This is a genomic window from Krasilnikoviella flava, from assembly GCF_900167525.1.
GTDB lineage: Bacteria > Actinomycetota > Actinomycetes > Actinomycetales > Cellulomonadaceae > Isoptericola > Isoptericola flavus.
The window spans coordinates 241,007-257,187 of record NZ_FUZQ01000008.1; the positions used below are offsets into that span (position 1 = coordinate 241,007).

At 73.8% G+C, this 16,181-nt stretch carries 13 protein-coding genes; 6 read left to right on the top strand and 7 right to left on the bottom strand.

What is annotated here, in order from left to right:
• Nucleotides 1-465 (top strand): SRPBCC family protein, encoded by a 465-nt coding sequence (locus B5Y66_RS20970; protein WP_079576558.1) that lies wholly within the window; start codon nt 1-3, stop codon nt 463-465.
• Nucleotides 462-1,763, top strand: a complete 1,302-nt coding sequence (locus B5Y66_RS20975; protein WP_245807269.1) for a glycoside hydrolase family 3 N-terminal domain-containing protein — start codon at nt 462-464, stop codon at nt 1,761-1,763. The genes B5Y66_RS20970 and B5Y66_RS20975 overlap by 4 nt, the downstream gene beginning before the upstream one ends.
• A 96-nt stretch (nt 1,764-1,859) precedes the next feature.
• On the opposite strand, the gene B5Y66_RS20980 is transcribed toward B5Y66_RS20975, so the two are convergent.
• From B5Y66_RS20980 to B5Y66_RS21005, 6 genes are all read right to left on the bottom strand, one after another.
• Nucleotides 1,860-2,156: a hypothetical protein gene (locus B5Y66_RS20980; protein ID WP_079576559.1), complete on the bottom strand. Its 297-nt coding sequence runs from the start codon at nt 2,154-2,156 to the stop codon at nt 1,860-1,862.
• Complete coding sequence (locus B5Y66_RS20985; RefSeq protein WP_079576560.1) at nt 2,153-3,433, bottom strand: inorganic phosphate transporter; 1,281 nt, start codon at nt 3,431-3,433, stop codon at nt 2,153-2,155. Before B5Y66_RS20985 ends, B5Y66_RS20980 begins: the two co-directional genes overlap by 4 nt.
• 80 nt (nt 3,434-3,513) lie before the next feature.
• Entirely contained in the window at nt 3,514-4,530 is a 1,017-nt protein-coding gene (locus B5Y66_RS20990) for an NAD-dependent epimerase/dehydratase family protein (RefSeq protein WP_079576684.1), read from the bottom strand.
• The gene (locus B5Y66_RS20995) at nt 4,527-7,391 is read right to left on the bottom strand and encodes an alpha/beta fold hydrolase (RefSeq protein WP_079576561.1); all 2,865 of its coding nucleotides are present in this window, start codon (nt 7,389-7,391) and stop codon (nt 4,527-4,529) included. The genes B5Y66_RS20990 and B5Y66_RS20995 overlap by 4 nt, the downstream gene beginning before the upstream one ends.
• Nucleotides 7,388-8,410, bottom strand: coding sequence for a 3-oxoacyl-ACP synthase III (locus B5Y66_RS21000; RefSeq protein ID WP_079576562.1), 1,023 nt, complete (start codon nt 8,408-8,410; stop codon nt 7,388-7,390). Before B5Y66_RS21000 ends, B5Y66_RS20995 begins: the two co-directional genes overlap by 4 nt.
• A 150-nt stretch (nt 8,411-8,560) precedes the next feature.
• Entirely contained in the window at nt 8,561-10,852 is a 2,292-nt protein-coding gene (locus B5Y66_RS21005; RefSeq protein WP_245807271.1) for a S9 family peptidase, read from the bottom strand.
• Between the two features lie 223 nt (nt 10,853-11,075).
• On the opposite strand from B5Y66_RS21005, the gene B5Y66_RS21010 reads away from it, so the two are divergent.
• Genes B5Y66_RS21010 through B5Y66_RS21025 form a run of 4 tightly spaced genes read left to right on the top strand, consistent with a single transcriptional unit; the run spans nt 11,076 to nt 15,420 of the window.
• A complete protein-coding gene (locus B5Y66_RS21010) occupies nt 11,076-12,623 on the top strand; it encodes a branched-chain amino acid ABC transporter permease (RefSeq protein WP_079576563.1) in 1,548 nt (515 codons plus the stop codon).
• 13 nt (nt 12,624-12,636) lie between these two features.
• Nucleotides 12,637-13,638, top strand: coding sequence for a branched-chain amino acid ABC transporter permease (locus tag B5Y66_RS21015; RefSeq protein ID WP_079576564.1), 1,002 nt, complete (start codon nt 12,637-12,639; stop codon nt 13,636-13,638).
• A gap of 1 nt (nt 13,639) precedes the next feature.
• Nucleotides 13,640-14,638, top strand: coding sequence for an ABC transporter ATP-binding protein (locus B5Y66_RS21020; protein WP_079576565.1), 999 nt, complete (start codon nt 13,640-13,642; stop codon nt 14,636-14,638).
• Nucleotides 14,635-15,420: an ABC transporter ATP-binding protein gene (locus B5Y66_RS21025; RefSeq protein WP_139821023.1), complete on the top strand. Its 786-nt coding sequence runs from the start codon at nt 14,635-14,637 to the stop codon at nt 15,418-15,420. Before B5Y66_RS21020 ends, B5Y66_RS21025 begins: the two co-directional genes overlap by 4 nt.
• A gap of 152 nt (nt 15,421-15,572) precedes the next feature.
• Here B5Y66_RS21025 and B5Y66_RS22380 read toward each other — a convergent pair whose 3' ends face one another.
• On the bottom strand, nt 15,573-15,770 hold the full coding sequence (locus B5Y66_RS22380; protein ID WP_139821024.1) for a DUF559 domain-containing protein: 198 nt from the start codon (nt 15,768-15,770) through the stop codon (nt 15,573-15,575).
• Nucleotides 15,771-16,181: the final 411 nt, after the last annotated feature.

Genomic DNA, 16,181 nt, shown 5'->3' on the forward strand with positions numbered 1-16,181 from the left:
ATGACCAGCCCCACCAGCGCGACTGCGCACCGCTACCCGCACGTCGCCGAGGCGTCGATCCACGTGACCCAGCCGCCGGAGCGGGTGTGGGCCGAGCTCATGCATCCCGGGGCACGATGGATGCTGGGCGCGAACATCGAGACGGACTTCCGGCCGGGCAGCCCGATCACGTTCGAGGGGCACTTCTTCGGCCGCCAGTTCGCCGACAAGGGTGTCGTCATCGGCGTCGAGCGCCCCCACCTGCTGCACTTCACCCACTTCTCGCCGCTGGCCGAGCTCGCGGACGTGCCGGAGAACTACCACGAGATTCGCATCACGCTCGAACCGGACGAAACAGGTACGGTCGTGTCCGTGAGGCAGGAGAACATCGACACGGCCCAGCACGCGACGAACTCGCAGGCGCACTGGCAGGACGCGCTCGCGACCCTCGCCCACCGCGACGGTGCCCCTGCCCGTCGCGCGTGACCTCCCCCCGGCGGTCGGGACCGTCGACACCACGGGGCGTCGGGCTCGGGCGGCGGACGACGGCCGCCGCCGCCGGGCTCGCCGCCGCCGCACTGCTCGCCGCCTGCTCCGGCGCGGGCAGCGAGCCGTCGCCCGGCCCGTCGTCGACCGCGCAGGGCTCGCCGTCGTCCTCGCCGTCCCCGGGCCCGTCGTCCCCGGGCCCGTCGACGACCCCCACCGCGTCGGCGACCGCGACCCCGGAGCCCACCGGCAGCGCCGAGAGCCCTGACGACGTGCTCGCGGGCTGGAGCCTGGAGCAGAAGGTGGGCCAGCTGCTCATGGTCGGGGTGTCGGTGAGCGACCCCGCCGGGGTGAGCGCCGAGGCGGTCCGCGACAAGCACGTGGGCAACGTGTTCCTGCACGGCCGCAGCACCGCCGGGGTGGACGCGACCCGCGACCTGGTCGACGGGTACACCGCCCTCGTGTCCCGCCGCTCGACGCACGGCACGCCGCTGCTCGTCGCCACGGACCAGGAGGGCGGGCTGGTCCAGGTGCTGCGAGGGCCCGGGTTCTCCGACATCCCGGCGGCGACCGAGCAGGCCACGTGGCAGCCCGGCACGCTGGAGAAGAGGGCGCGGGGTTGGGGCGACGAACTCGCCGCCGCGGGCGTCAACCTCAACCTCGCGCCCGTGATGGACCTGGTCGACGAGGCCGACGCGAAGGACAACCCGCCCATCGGGTACTTCGACCGGAGCTACGGCTTCACGCCACGGTCGGTGGTGCGCTCCGCGAACGCGTTCAGCGCCGGGCAGCGCGCGGCCGGCGTCGAGCCGGTCATCAAGCACTTCCCGGGCCTCGGGCGCGTCACCGCGAACACCGACACCGACGCGGAGGTGACCGACGACGTCACCACCCGCGACGACCCGTCCGTGCGCGTCTTCGCCCGCGGGATCGAGGCGGGCGCCGGGTTCGTGATGATGTCCACCGCGGTCTACGAGCGCATCGACCCGGACGCCCCCGCGGCGTTCTCCCCCGTCGTCGTGGACGGCCTGCTCCGCGACGACCTCGGGTTCGACGGCGTCGTGATGACGGACGACCTGTCGGCGGCCGCCCAGGTGCAGGGCTGGCCCCCGGGCGAGCGTGCGGTGGACGCCGTCGACGCCGGGGTGGACCTGGTGCTCGCGTCCGCCGACCCGTCCGTCGCGCCCGCGATGGCCGACGCGCTGGTGGCCGAGGCCCGCAAGGACCCCGCGTTCGCGACGAAGGTCGACACCTCCGCTCGCCGGGTGCTGGCGGCCAAGGCCGCCCTCGCGAAGTAGTTCAGTCCCCCGCGAGGTAGTCCGAAGCACCGCGAGGTAGTGCGATCTCCGCCCGCTTCAGCTGACCGGTTGGCCCGCCGACGCCGTCAGTCGCCTTCAGTGGCCGCCGGAGACCAGGAAGACCAGCCCGAAGGCGATGGCCCCGACCACGACGCCCATGCAGGCGATGGCACCCGCGAGGCGGGCGGGCGACGGGCGCGGGATGGCGACCACGCGGGACGACGCGTCGTTCGCGTCGCCTCTCGCCGGCGTCGACTGCGTGGTCGGCGCGTCGGCCGACGTCGTGCCGGCCAGCAGACGCAGGCCGAGCGCGAAGAGCGCGGGGATGCCGGCGCCCACGATCAGCCCGGCCACGAGGACCTGGCCGAGGGCGCCCCACTCGATGACGTTCATGCTCCCACCTTCGGGTTCGACGGGGCGCTGACGGTGCCCACGGCGCCGACGGCCGGCGCGACGGAAGAGGCGGTGGCGACGGCGGGCACGGGCCCGACGCGCTCGCCGCCGGCCTCGCCGGTCGTGGCGGCGACGGGCTCGAGGGACGCGCCCTTCTCCTCGTCCCACGCCTCGTTGACGTTGGTGTGGTCGACGGGCTTGCGGCGGGACGCGATCCAGATCGCCGCGGAGACGACGATCAGCAGCACGAACACGGCGATGGTGCCGGCGGTGCCGCCGATGGACGACTCCAGCCAGTGGCACAGCGCGCCGACCAGGCCGGCCGCGGGGAGCGTGACCATCCAGGCCACGAACATGCGGCCCGCGACGCTCCAGCGCACCTTGGCGCCCGGCATGCCGACGCCCGAGCCGAGCACGGAGCCGGTCGCGACGTGCGTCGTCGAGAGCGAGAAGCCGAAGTGGCTGGACAGCAGGATGACGGCGGCGGACGACGTCTCGGCGGCCATGCCCTGGCGGGTGTCGATCTCGACGAGCCCCTTGCCGAGGGTGCGGATGACGCGCCAGCCGCCCAGGTAGGTGCCGACCGCCATCGCGAGGGCGCAGCTGAGGATGACCCAGAACGGGACGCCGGAGTCGGCCGGCACGGCACCGCCCGCGATGAGCGCGAGCAGGATGATGCCCATCGACTTCTGGGCGTCGTTGGTGCCGTGAGCCAGGGAGACGAGCGACGCGGAGCCGATCTGGCCCCAGCGGAAGCCGCGGTTCGTCACGTCCTGCGGCACGCCGCGGGTCAGGCGGGCCACGAGCCACGTGCCCAGGCCGGCCACCGCGATGGCGACCACGGGGGCGATGAGGGCGGGCACCAGCACCTTGGCGATCACGCCGTCCCACAGCACGCCCGACGTGCCGACGGCGGCGAGCACGGCGCCCACCATGCCGCCCACGAGGGCGTGCGAGGAGCTGGACGGGATGCCGAACAGCCAGGTGATGAGGTTCCAGACGATCCCGCCGACCAGGCCGGCGAGCACGACGGGCAGGGTGATCACCCCGGCGTCGACGATGCCCTTGGCGATCGTGGCGGCGACGGCGAGGGAGAGGAAGGCGCCGACGAGGTTGAGGACGGCGGACAGCGCGACGGCGGTCCGGGGCTTGAGGGCTCGGGTGGCGATGGAGGTGGCCATCGCGTTGCCCGTGTCGTGGAACCCGTTCGTGAAGTCGAACGCGAGGGCCGTCACGACGACGAGCGCGAGCAGAAGCGTCTCGGTCACGGGATCCATCGTGGGGGGCGAGAAGGGCCTGATCGACCGTCAGGGGGTCGTTCGGTGAACTGTTCCGGGACTGTTCACCTGCTGTTCATCTAGCGGCGGCGTGTCGCGTAGTGCGCCGCGAGGCGGGCCATCCCCTCGTCCACGCTGACGGCCGGGAGCCAGCCGAGGTCGCGGCGGGTGGCGCGCTGGTCGAACCAGTGCGCGGTGGACAGCTGCTCGGCGAGGAAGCGCGTCATCGGCGGCTCGTCGGCGCCGGGGCGCACCCGCCACAGGGTCTCGACGAGGCCGCCGGCCGACCGCGCCAGACCCGCGGGCACCCGCCACGCCGGCGCGCGCACCCCCGCCGCGCGACACATGCCGGACAGGAGGTCGGCCACGGTGCGCGGCTCGCCGTTGGTCAGCACGTACGCGCGGCCGCCGACGACGTCGGGGGCGTCGTCCAGCCGGTCGAGGGCCGCGAGGATGCCGTCGGCCGCGTTGTCCACGTACAGGGTGTCGATGAGCGCGGCCCCGTGGCCCAGCAGCGGCAGCCGCCCCCGGGCGGCGCGGTCGACGACGCGCTCCACGAGCTGCGTGTCGCCCGGCCCCCAGACGATGTGCGGCCGGACGGCCACCACGCGCGGCCCGCCGGCTCGACCGGCGCCGTCGGCCCCGCCGCCGTCGCGCCCCAGCGCCAGCAGCTCCGCGGCGGCCTTGGTCCGCGCGTAGTCGCCACGGGCGCGTCCCGGGTCGGCGGGGGTGGCCGGGACGCCGACGAGCGAGGTGCCCAGGTGCGCGACGGACGGGGACGACACCTGGACGAAGCGGCGCACGCCCGCTCGCTCGCCCGCGTCCAGCAGGACCCGTGTGCCGTCCACGTTCACCTGGTGGAACTGAGCCGGCGACCCCGCCAACGAGACCTTCGCGGCGAGGTGCACCACGCCGTCGACCCCGCGCACGGCGCGCGCGACGACGTCCGGGTCGGTGACGGAGCCGAACACGTCCGTCGCGCCGTCGACGCTGGAGGGGCGGCGCTGCAGGGTGCGCACGTCGGCCCCGCGGGCCACCAGGGCGCGCGCCACCGCGCCACCGAGCAGCCCGGACGCGCCGGTCACGAGGACCGTCACGGCGCGCCCATCCGGCCGCCCGCGAGGACCCGGTCCGCCCATGTCGCCAGGCGCGCGCGGTCGATCTTGGAGTTGTGGCGCACGTCGGTCGGCATGCGCCCCGCCACCAGCACGGCCGCCAGCCGCACCGGCGACGCGGCGCGCACCGCGGTCGCGAGGTCGTCGGGCGCGAGTCCGGGGCGGCGCGCTCGGCCGGCGGCATCGCCGACGGTCTCGACGACGGCGACGGCCTGCTGCACCCCCGCGGGACCGACGCCGACCACCGCGGCCCGGCGCACCTGCGGCACCCGCTCCACGTGCTGCTCCGGCCCCACCGGCGCCAGCGGCCCGTCGGCCGTGCGGAGCACGTGCGCGAGGCGGCCCTCGATCCACAGGCGGCCCTGGTCGTCCAGGTGCCCGACGTCGCCGGTGCGGTGCCAGCGGCCCATCGGGGTGTCGCGCTCGGCGGCCAGGTCGGTGAGCCACAGCCGGTCGTAGCGCTCCTTGAGGTGCCCGGCGCGCACCAGCACCTCGCCGAGGACGCCGGGCGCGGCGGACGGCGCCCCGGTCGCGGCGCCGTCGTCGTCGAGGGCGCTGACCAGCACCTCGCCCCCGCCGACGGGCCGGCCCACGCAGACGCCGTCGTCGGGCGCCGTGGCGGCGTCGCGGATGCCGTCGAGCGTGATGTCGGTGACGAGCAGGCACTCCGTCATCCCGTACGGCGTGTGCGGGGTCGCGGCGGGCATCAGCTCGGCGGCCGAGCCGAGCAGCTCGGCGGAGATCGGCGCGCCGGTCGAGAGGAAGGTGCGCACCCGCGCGAGGGCGGCGCGGTCCCCGCCGTCCAGCGCGTCCGCCGTCGCGACGACGTTGAGGATCGCCGCGGGCGAGAGGAACACGATCCGCGCGTCGGACGCCCGCACGGCGTCGGCGACCGCCCGGGCGGTGAGGGTCCGCGGGGACGACACGTCCATGCGCGGCGTCACCGACCGCGTGCCGAGGGCCGGGCCGAGCAGCGCGAACGGCGCGAAGCCCGTGACCAGGCCGGTGTCCGGGCCGACGTCGAAGTGCGCCGCGAGCGCGTCGCGGAGCGCGGACAGCTCGGCGTGCCGGTAGACGACGCCCTTGGCCGGCCCCGTCGAGCCCGACGTGAACAGCACGGCGGCCTCGTCGTGCGGGCCGGGCTCCGGCGGCAGCGGCCGTCCCTCGCCGGCGCGCGCGACGTCGACGAGCTCGTGCGTCACTCCGAGTGCCCGGAGCACCGCCGGGGCGAGCGGCTCGGCCGAGATGCGCACCCCGGGCCAGCCGAGCGCCCGCGCGGCGGCGAGGCCCTTGCGCTGCGCCACCACGAACCGCGGCCACGCCCCCCGCTGCGCCCGCGTCAGGCCCCGCACGCCCAGCCCGGCGTCGGCCACCACGACGACCGCGCCGATCCGCAGGCACGCGTACACGAGCGCGGTCAGCGTGGGCCCCGGCTCCACCAGCAGCGACACCCGGTCACCCCGCCGCACCCCGATCCCGTACAGCCCTGCCGCGATGCGCCGCACCTGCCGGTCCAGCGCCCGCCAGCTCACGGTGAAGGGCCGCCCGTCCGCGCCGTCGGTCGTCATGTCCAGCACGGCCGGCGCGTCGTCGTCGGCCCGCCCGTCCAGCCGGGCCCACAACGGCACGAACGGCCCCCCGCCGCCGACCGATCCGGCCAGTACCGGGTCCGTGGTCTCGACAGGCACGAGCGACGAGGCGACCTCCGAGTCCCTGAGTCGCGCGGACGGCGAGGAGGTCCACGAGGCGGTGGGGTCGGGAAGCTCGGGCACGGATGTCAGACCCGAAGCGGAGGGCCCCCTGGGGCCCGTGAACGCATCCGTGCCCGAGCTTCCCGACCCCTCCGCCGACAGCGACCCAGACCCGAGCCACCCGAGAACAGCAGGAGTCCAGTCGGCGTCCTCGGCGATCAGGTGGCCAGCGTCCGCGAATCGGTGCACGTGCGCGTGCGGCAGCCGGCGGGTGAGGTCGTCGAGATACCGGTCGGAGAAGATCGGGTCGTGCGGGCCCCACAGCAGCACGGCGGGGACCTTCAGCCCGGCGACCCCGGTGGCGATGCGGTCCAGCTCTGGCGAGCTGCGATGGGCGCCGTCCACGGGGATGTCGGCGACGAAGCCCTCGATGCCGTCGCGCTCGCCGGCGGTGAGGTACGGCAGCCGGTACGCCTGCGCGACGTCGTGGGGCAGGCGCGGGCGGGCCAGCGCGAGGGTGGTCTCGAGGAAGGCGCGGGTGGTGCGCGTGCCCAGGCGGTGCACGGGGCCGGCGAGGGCGAGGCGCAGCGGCGCCGGGAGGGGCGCGTCGTCGGGCTGGTGCACGGCGGTGTTCAGCAGCGCGACGCCCGCGAGGAGGTCGGGGTGGTCGACGGCCCAGCCGAGGGAGACGACGCCGCCCCAGTCGTGGCCGAGCGTCACGACCGGCCCGGTCAGCCCCAGCGCGTCGGTGAACGCGCCCAGGTCGGCGACCCGGCGAGCGAGCGGGCGGTGCTCGCCGGTCCGCTGCGAGAGGCCCATCTCGAGCTGGTCGACGGCGACGACGCGCCACGCCGGCCCGCCGCGCCGGGCCGAGTCGACCGCGTCGGTGACGAGCTTCCGCCACAGGTACGACCAGGTGGGGTTGCCGTGCACCGCGAGCGCGGTGCCCACGGGCTCGGCGTCGGGCCCGAGGCGGGCGGCGAGCTCGGGGCCGTTGTCGAGGTAGTGCCACGACGCGCCGCGCGCGTCGGTGAGCACGTGGCTGTACCGCGGGTCGAGGCCGGGCAGGCCCGGGGGCACGGTGTCGGCGGGGCGGGGGACGGTCGTGCTCGGGGAGGTCGCGGTGCTCGCGGGGGCGGTCGGTCCCGTCACCAGGCGAGCTCCAGCATCGCGGTGTTGATGCCCGAGCCGACGCCCATGAGCAGCACCCGGTCGCCCGGGTCGAGCGAGTCCTGCTGCTCCACCAGCGTGATCGGCACGGACGCCGGGCCCACGTTCCCCAGCCGCTCGTAGGTGGTGGGCACCTTGGACCGGTCCAGCCCGACGGCCTCGACGATGGCCTGGGTGTGCACGCGCGACACCTGGTGGGTGACATACCGGTCCATCCGGGCCCAGTCCCAGTCGGCGACGGCGTCCTTCCAGGCGTCGACGACGAGCTCGAGCCCGCCGTCGAGCAGCGCCTTCGCGTCGGTGAACATGCCTTCGGTGCTGCCGACGCACAGGTCGTGGAACTTCGTCGCGGCGCGCGTGACGCCGCCGAGCACGCGGTGGCCCTCGGGGTGCTCGTCCGTCCGGCCCAGCACCGCGGCGGCGGAGCCGGAGCCGAGCGTGAGGGACGCGAACTCCTGCATGAAGTCGTCGCGGCGGCGGTCCTCGCGCAGCAGTCGGTCGATGGTGCGGTCGTGGATGACGTCGGCGTCCTCCCCGTCGACGACGACGGCATACCGGACCTGGCCGGACTCGATCATCGTCGCCGCCAGGCTCATGCCGTTGATGAAGCCCAGGCAGGCGTTGGCGACGTCGAAGTTCACGGCCGACGACGGCAGCCCGAGCCCGTGGTGCAGCCGCACCGCGACGGACGGCTCGAGGTGCCGGCGCGTCACGGAGGTGTTGATGAGCAGACCGACGTCGGCGGCCTCGACGCCCGCGACCCGGAGCGCCTCGCGCCCGGCGGCGACCGTCGCGTCGTCCACGTCCTCGTCGGCGGTCCAGGCGCGCCGCTCGCGCACGCCGGCGACGCGCTCCAGCAGCGTGGTCGGCAGCCGCAGGCGGCGCAGCGCCGGGGCGAGCCGCTGCTGCACCGCGGCGGAGGTGCGCACCCCGGCCGGGAGCCTGCTGGTCACGGACAGCAGCGAGACCCCTGTGAACCTGGTGGTGGCGTTTCCTGACACACGAGCTCCAGACGGCCGGTCGTGCGTGCCGCACGGTGCCGGCTCAGCGACGAATGAGGCGGGGCGCACGACCCCGGCCCCGCGACGTTACGACGTCCGGGGCGAGCACGCCGTTCCAACGACGCGATGTGGGATCGGCCACGCAGGATCTCACCCGCGCGCGGCCCCGAGCACGTCGAGGGTCCACGCATGCTCGAACGCGATCTCCTCCCAGCGGGCGTACCGTCCGGAGACACCGCCGTGACCTGCGGACATCTCGATCTTCAGCAGCGCCGGCGCCCCGGCGGCCCGCAGGCGCGCGACCCACTTGGCGGGCTCCACATAGAGCACGCGGGTGTCGTGCAGCGAGGTGGTCGCCAGGACGCGCGGGTACGACGACGCGTCGTCGGGCACGTTCTCGTACGGCGTGTACGCCTTCATGCGGGCGTACGCCGCGGCGTCGTGCAGGGGGTCGCCCCACTCGTCCCACTCGACGACGGTGAGCGGCAGCGTCGGGTCGAGCATCGAGGTGAGCGCGTCGACGAACGGCACGCCGGCGAGCACGCCCACGAACAGATCGGGGGCGAGGTTCAGCGCCGCGCCCACGGTGAGCCCGCCCGCGCTGGCGCCGTCGGCCACCATCCGCTCGGGCGCCGTCCAGCCCGTCGCCACGAGGTGGCGCCCGCACGCGACGAGGTCGGTGAAGGTGTGCTCCTTGGCCGCGAGCTTGCCGTCGTCGTACCAGCGGCGGCCCAGCTCGCCCCCGCCGCGGACGTGCGCGACGGCGAACACGACGCCGCGGTCCAGCAGGCTCAGGCGCGGCACGGAGAAGTAGGGGTCGATGCTCGTCTCGTACGCGCCGTACGAGTACAGCAGCAGCGGGGCGGGCTCGGCGCGCGTGCCCGACCCGTCGAGGGTCACCGCGTCGCGCCGCCAGACCAGGCTGATCGGCACCCGCGTGCCGTCCTCGGCCGTCGCCCACTCCCGGTGCTGCACGTAGTCGGCCGCGTCGTACCCGCCGAGCACGGGCTGCTGCTTGCGCACGTGCCGCTCACCGGTGGCGAGGTCGACGTCCACCACCGTGGCCGGCGTGACGAACGACGTGTGCTGCACCCGCAGCAGCGGCTGCTCCCACGTGGGGTTCGCGTCGAGGGCCACGGAGAACAGCGGCTCGTCGACGTCGATCTCCCGCGCCGTCCACGGCTGGTCCGCGCTCGTGCGCGCCAGGTCGACGACGGCGATGCGCGGCAGCGCCTCGCGCCGCAGGCTCAGCACCACGTGGTGGGCGAACGCGTCCACGCCCTCGAGGCGCACGTCCGCGTCGTGCGGCACGACGACCCGTGCCGCGGCCGGGTCGAGCGGGACGGCGTCGAGCGGCGCGGCGCCGTCCGCGGCCCGCGCGGGGACGTCCGTGGCGACGAGCGTGAAGTTCTCCGCGCCGTCGTTGTGCAGCACGAGCAGCGTGTCGCGGTCGGCGCCGTCCTCGCCGCCCAGCACGGCGTGCTCCACCGTGTACTCGACGTCGTCGCGGCGCTCCCAGACGACGCGGAAGTCGCCCGTCGGGTCGTCGGCCTCCAGGAGGCGCACCTCGCTGGTCGTCTTGGACCCGGCCTCGATCACCAGGTAGCGGCGCGAGCGCGTGAGACCCACACCCACCCAGAACCGCTCGTCGGGCTCCTCCAGCACCAGCACGTCGTCCGAGGCCGGCGTGCCGATCTCGTGCCGCCAGATCCGGTACGGGCGCCAGGCGTCGTCGACCGTCGGGTAGAGGACGTACCGGCCGTCGGGGGTCAGGACGGCGCCAGGGAAGGTGTCCTCGACGACGTCGGGCAGGTCCTCGCCCGACGCGATGTCGCGCACGCGCAGCGTGAACCGCTCGTCGCCCGTGGTGTCGACCGCGTACGCGAGCCGCGCGCCGTCCTCGGACACGTCGAACGAGCCGAGCGAGAAGAAGTCGTGGCCGTCGGCCGCGACGTTCTGGTCGAGCAGCACCTGCTCGCCGGCCGGCACCGTGCCCGCCTCGATCCGCGGCGGCGTCCACTCCCCCGCGGCGGGCACCCGGGCGTGCAGCGGGTACTGCCGCCCCTCCTCGGTGCGGGTGTAGTACCAGGAGCTGCCCATCCGCACCGGCACCGACAGGTCGGACTCGAGCGTGCGCCCCTTGATCTCGTCGAAGACGGCCTGCCGCAGCGGCGCCAGGTGCGCCAGCTGCGCCTGCGTCCACGCGTTCTCCGCCGTCAGGTGTGCCAGCACCTCGGGCGAGTCCTTGTCGCGCAGCCACTCGTAGTCGTCGACGACGTCGTCGCCGTGGTGCGAGCGGACGGTCGGGCGGCGCTCCGCGACGGGAGCGAGCTCGGGGGCCTGCTCAGGTGCCTGCTCAGGTGCCTGCTCAGGCGCGGCCTGGTCGAGGGCCTGGTCGGGGACGGCGGCGGGTTCTGCGGGAGCGGTCAGGTCGTCGGGCACCCGGCCAGCCTAGGTCCGCGCGGGCGGGGGCAGAATTCCGCCCGCGCGATGCACGACTGTGACCTAGATCTGTCATCTGCGTCACACCGGGCTCGCTACACTCGCGGCACGCTCGCGAAACTCCGCGGATACATGGGGCCTTTAGTGTCCCTGCATCGACGGGGCGAGCGGGTGGACCCGGGCTCGCCCGGGGAACGACACCGACCTACGGAGGACCCGGCCGATGACGACGGACCGACCGAACAGGGGGATCGCGCTGCGCCGCACGGTGGCAGCGCTCGCGATCGCCCTCGCACCCGCGGTGCTCGCCTCGCCACCAGCGCAGGCGACCCCGGGGGCGGACACGACGGCGGCGCACACCCACAGCGCCGTCACCAGCACCAGCACCAGCACCGCTCTCAGCACTGCCACCGGCACCGCCGGTCGGGTCGCGACGGACGTCGCGACAGACTGCAAGCCCGACGACTCCACGGCGTGCGTCGCCGTCGTCGTCATGAACGACGCGGGCGACCGCATCGCCGACGCCGAGGTGACCATCACCGGGCCCGGCGGCTTCGAGGAGACCGTCACCACCACGGCGGACGCTCCCGTGTCGGTCGCGGTGACCGAGGTCGGTCGCTACACCCTCACTCTCGACCCGGCGTCGCTGCCCGCGGACGAGCAGCTGCCGCCGGGTGCGCCCACGGAGCTCCAGGTGCCCGCCCAGACCGGCGGCACGGGACGCGCCGCGTTCCGCGTCGGCGGCGAGGCCGCGGCCACCGAGAGCCCCACCGGCGAGGCCACGACCACCGCCCCGGGCGACGACGCCACCGACAGCGGGGCCGGCACCACCACCGAGGGCGACGCCGTGGGGACGGCGCCGGAGGGCGACGCCTCCGAGCGGGCGTTCTCCTGGGGCCAGGTGTGGCAGCAGTTCGGCTCCGGCATCCGCTTCGGCCTGCTGCTCGCCCTCGCGTCCATCGGGCTCAACCTCGTCTTCGGCACCACCGGGATGTCGAACTTCGCCCACGGCGAGCAGTTCGCCCTCGGCGCCGCCCTCGGCTTCATCGCCATCAACCAGATGGGCATGTCGATCTGGGTCGGCGGCCTGCTGACCATCGCGGTGTGCGCCCTCACAGGCGTCGCGCAGGACGCCGCCATCTGGCGGCCGCTGCGTCGCCGAGGCACCCCCGTGATGCAGCTGATGATCGTCTCGATCGGGTTGTCGATCACGCTGCAGTACGTGATCCAGCTGCTCATCGGCGGCGGGTCGGAGCGCATCCTGTCGGCCAACCCGCGGCCGCTGACGCTGCTCGGGATCACTCTCAGCACCACGTCGTGGATCTCGATGGCGGTCGCGCTGGTGTGCCTGATCGGCTTCGCGCTCTTCCTCACCCGCACCCGGCTGGGACGGGCCACCCGCGCCGTGTCCGACAACCCGGCGCTGGCCTCGGCCACCGGCATCGACCCCGACAAGGTGGTCCGCGTCGTGTGGATCCTCGCCACCGCGTTCGCCGCGCTGGCGGGCCTCATGTGGGGCATCTCGTTCGGGTCGTTCAACTGGCAGCTCGGCGTGCAGCTGCTGCTGCTCATGTTCGCGGCCGTGACCCTCGGCGGGCTCGGCACCGCCTTCGGCGCCCTCGTCGGGTCGATCCTCATCGGCCTCGTCGTCGAGCTGTCCAACCTCGTGATCCAGAGCGACCTGCGGTACGCGTCGGCGCTCGTGATCCTCATCCTCGTGCTCCTGATCAGGCCGCAGGGCATCCTGGGCCGCCGCGAGCGGATCGGCTGAAGGGAGACCGACCATGGACGAGTTCCTCAGAATCCTCACCCAGTCGCTCGCCGAGCTCATCGCCCCGACGACGGCGGCGTACGCCATCGCGGCGATCGGCCTCAACCTGCACTTCGGGTACACGGGCCTGCTCAACATGGGCCAGGCCGGCTTCATGCTGCTCGGCGCGTACGGCTTCGGCATCGCGACCATCGCCGGCGCACCGTTCTTCCTCGCGGTGCTCGTCGCCCTGGTCGCGGGGCTGCTGTTCGCGCTGGTCCTCGGGATCCCGACGCTACAGCTGCGCGGCGACTACCTGGCGATCGTCACCATCTCCGCCGCCGAGATCATCCGGTGGATCGGCCGGTCGACGTGGCTGCAGGAGTGGACCGGCGGCGCCTCCGGCCTCCAGGGCCGCAACTACAAGGGCACCTTCCAGGACCTGTCGCCCCTGCCCGACGGCCGCACCGCCATCGGGCCGCTCGAGTACATCAACACCGGGTCCGACTCCTGGTGGACGCGTCTCTTCGCGTGGGGCGTCGTCGCCCTGGCCCTGTTGTTCGTCTTCCTCATCACCCGCAGCCCGTGGGGCCGCGTCCTCAAGGGCATCCGCGAGGACGAGGACGCCGTGCGGGCGCTCGGCAAGAACGTGTACTCGTACAAGCTGCAGTCGCTGGCGCTGGGCGGCATGCTCGGCGCCCTCGGCGGCGTCCTCTACGTGCTGCCGATCACCATCGCCCCCGACGCGATGGGCCGCACCATGACGTTCTTCGTCTGGACCGTGCTGCTGCTCGGCGGGGCCGCGACCGTCTTCGGTCCGGTGCTCGGCGCGATGATCTTCTTCGGCGCCTACATGTTCATGCGCACCGGGATGCGCGCCCTGTCCGAGAACACCGGGGTCGGGGAGATCATCAGCACCACCAACGTGGAGCAGATCGGCGGCATGCTGGTAGGGATCACCCTCATGCTCCTGGTGATCTTCAGGCCGCAGGGCATCCTCGGGAACAAGAAGGAGCTGGCCTTCAATGTCCGCTGACATGTCCGAAGGGACCTCCGCCGGGCAGCCCGCCGACGCAGGCCCGCAGCCCGAGTCCGTCGTCGACGCCGCCGCGGCGGCCGCCGTCGCCCCCACCTCCGCCGTCGCGACGGAGGCCCGCGACGACCTTGCGCAGGTCGAGCCCGTCGTCGGGGCACCCAAGCCCGACGCCATCCTCGTGGCCGACGACGTCGTGCGCCGCTTCGGCGGCATGACGGCGGTCGACGTGACCCACCTCGAGGTGCAGCGCGGCGCCATCACCGCGCTCATCGGCCCCAACGGCGCAGGGAAGACGACGTTCTTCAACCTGCTCACCGGCTTCGACACCCCGCAGAGCGGGCGCTGGAGCTTCGAGGGGAACTCGCTCGCCGGCAAGAGCGGCGCGCGCGTCGCCCAGGCGGGCATGGTCCGCACGTTCCAGCTCACCAAGGCGCTGTCGCGCCTGACCGTGCTGCAGAACATGCTGCTCGCCGCCCGGAACAACCCGGGCGAGCGGTTCTGGCTGTCGTGGCTGCCCTTCACGTGGCGGGCGCAGGAGCGGGCCGCCACCGAGAAGGCGATGGAGCTCCTCGCCCGCTTCAAGCTCGACGCCAAGGCCGACGACTTCGCCGGGTCGCTGTCGGGCGGGCAGCGCAAGCTGCTCGAGATGGCGCGCGCCCTCATGACCGACCCGACGATGATCATGCTCGACGAGCCGATGGCGGGCGTGAACCCGGCCCTCGTGCAGTCCCTGCTGGGGCACGTGCAGGCGCTGCGCGACGAGGGCATGACCGTGCTGTTCGTCGAGCACGACATGCACGCCGTGCGCCACATCTCCGACTGGGTGGTGGTGATGGCGGAGGGCCGGATCGTGGCCGAAGGGCCGCCGGCCTCGGTCATGCAGGACCAGGCCGTGGTCGACGCCTACCTCGGCGCCCACCACGACACCGACCTGGGCGACGACTCCCTGCTCGATCCCGAGATCCTGGCCCGCCTCGAGGCCGAGGAGGAGAAGCGATGAGCGACACCTCGACCCTGACGACCCCGACACACCCCGGCGGCGTCCCCGAGGGCAAGGAGGTCCTGCTGCGGGCCGACCATATCGTCGCCGGGTACATCCCCGGCGTGCACATCCTCGACGGCTGCTCCATCGAGGTGGGCAAGGGGGAGCTGGTCGGCATCATCGGCCCCAACGGCGCCGGCAAGTCCACGCTGCTCAAGGCCCTGTTCGGTCTGGTGAAGATCCATTCCGGCACGGTCACCCTCGGCGGCGAAGACATCACCGGCATGAAGGCCAACTCCCTCGTGGCGCGGGGCGTCGGCTTCGTGCCGCAGACCAACAACGTCTTCCCGTCGCTGTCGGTCGAGGAGAACATGCGCATGGGCGTGTACCTGCGGCCCAAGGTGTTCGACGAGCGCTGGTCCTTCATCGGCGACCTGTTCCCCGTGCTGCACGAGCGACGCAACCAGCGGGCGGGCGCCATGTCCGGCGGCGAGCGGCAGATGGTCGCCATGGCCCGCGCGCTCATGATGAACCCGTCCGTGCTGCTCCTGGACGAGCCGTCCGCCGGCCTGTCCCCCGTCCGGCAGGACGAGACGTTCCTGCGGACCCGCATGATCAACAAGGCCGGCGTGTCCGTCGTCATGGTGGAGCAGAACGCCCGCCGCTGCCTGCAGATCTGCGACCGCGGCTACGTGCTCGACCAGGGCAAGGACGCGTACACCGGCACCGGACGCGAGCTGCAGTCCGACCCGAAGGTCATCTCGCTGTACCTCGGCTCCCTCGCGGAGGACACGAAGTAGCACCTTTCCGCCGAGGTAGTCCGAGCCCCCGCGAGGTAGTTGAACTCCCGGCGAGGTAGTTCGGCGGGAGAGGGCAGGGGCGCAGAACGACGGCGGCCGCTCACCAGAGCGGTCGCCGTCGTCGTGGGGTGAGTCGGTCGCGGCTCACGCCGTCAGGCCGAGCAGAGCACGACGTCGCGCGGCAAGGTACGCGCGACGACGGTCCATCCGGCAGCCTCGAGCGCCTCCTGTCGAGCGGACTCGGTCTGACGCACCGCCTCGGGATCATCGTCGTACTTGACCGCGCCGTCGAACTCCACCGCGAGTCGGACGCCTTCCCAGCCGAGGTCGACGTAGTAGGTGCCGCGCACGGTCGCCACCTCGAGCTGGCACTCTGCCCGTGGGAGGCCCACGTCCGCGGCTGCGAGCCTGGTCACTGTCTCCCCCGGCGAGGCCGAGCGCGGGTCGGACAGGTCAAGGATCTCCCGCGCCTGCACGACACCCCTCTTGCCGCGAGACGCGGACACCAGACGCGAGACCTCCTCCGGGTCCGCGCCGAGCCGGAACAGCGAGTCGCACGCGACGAGCGCGCCGTCACGCGGAAGCGTGCGGATGCATCGACGAGAGTTCGCGCGAGGGACGTCACGGGTACACCGCGGACGTCCGCCCGATCCTGCTGCGGCATCGGCGTGTGATGACGTCGCACCAGCGGCTCGTTCTCCTCGTCCACGTGGGGGTTCCACTCGCGCATCACGTGCACGAGCTGCGGGGTTCGGTACGTC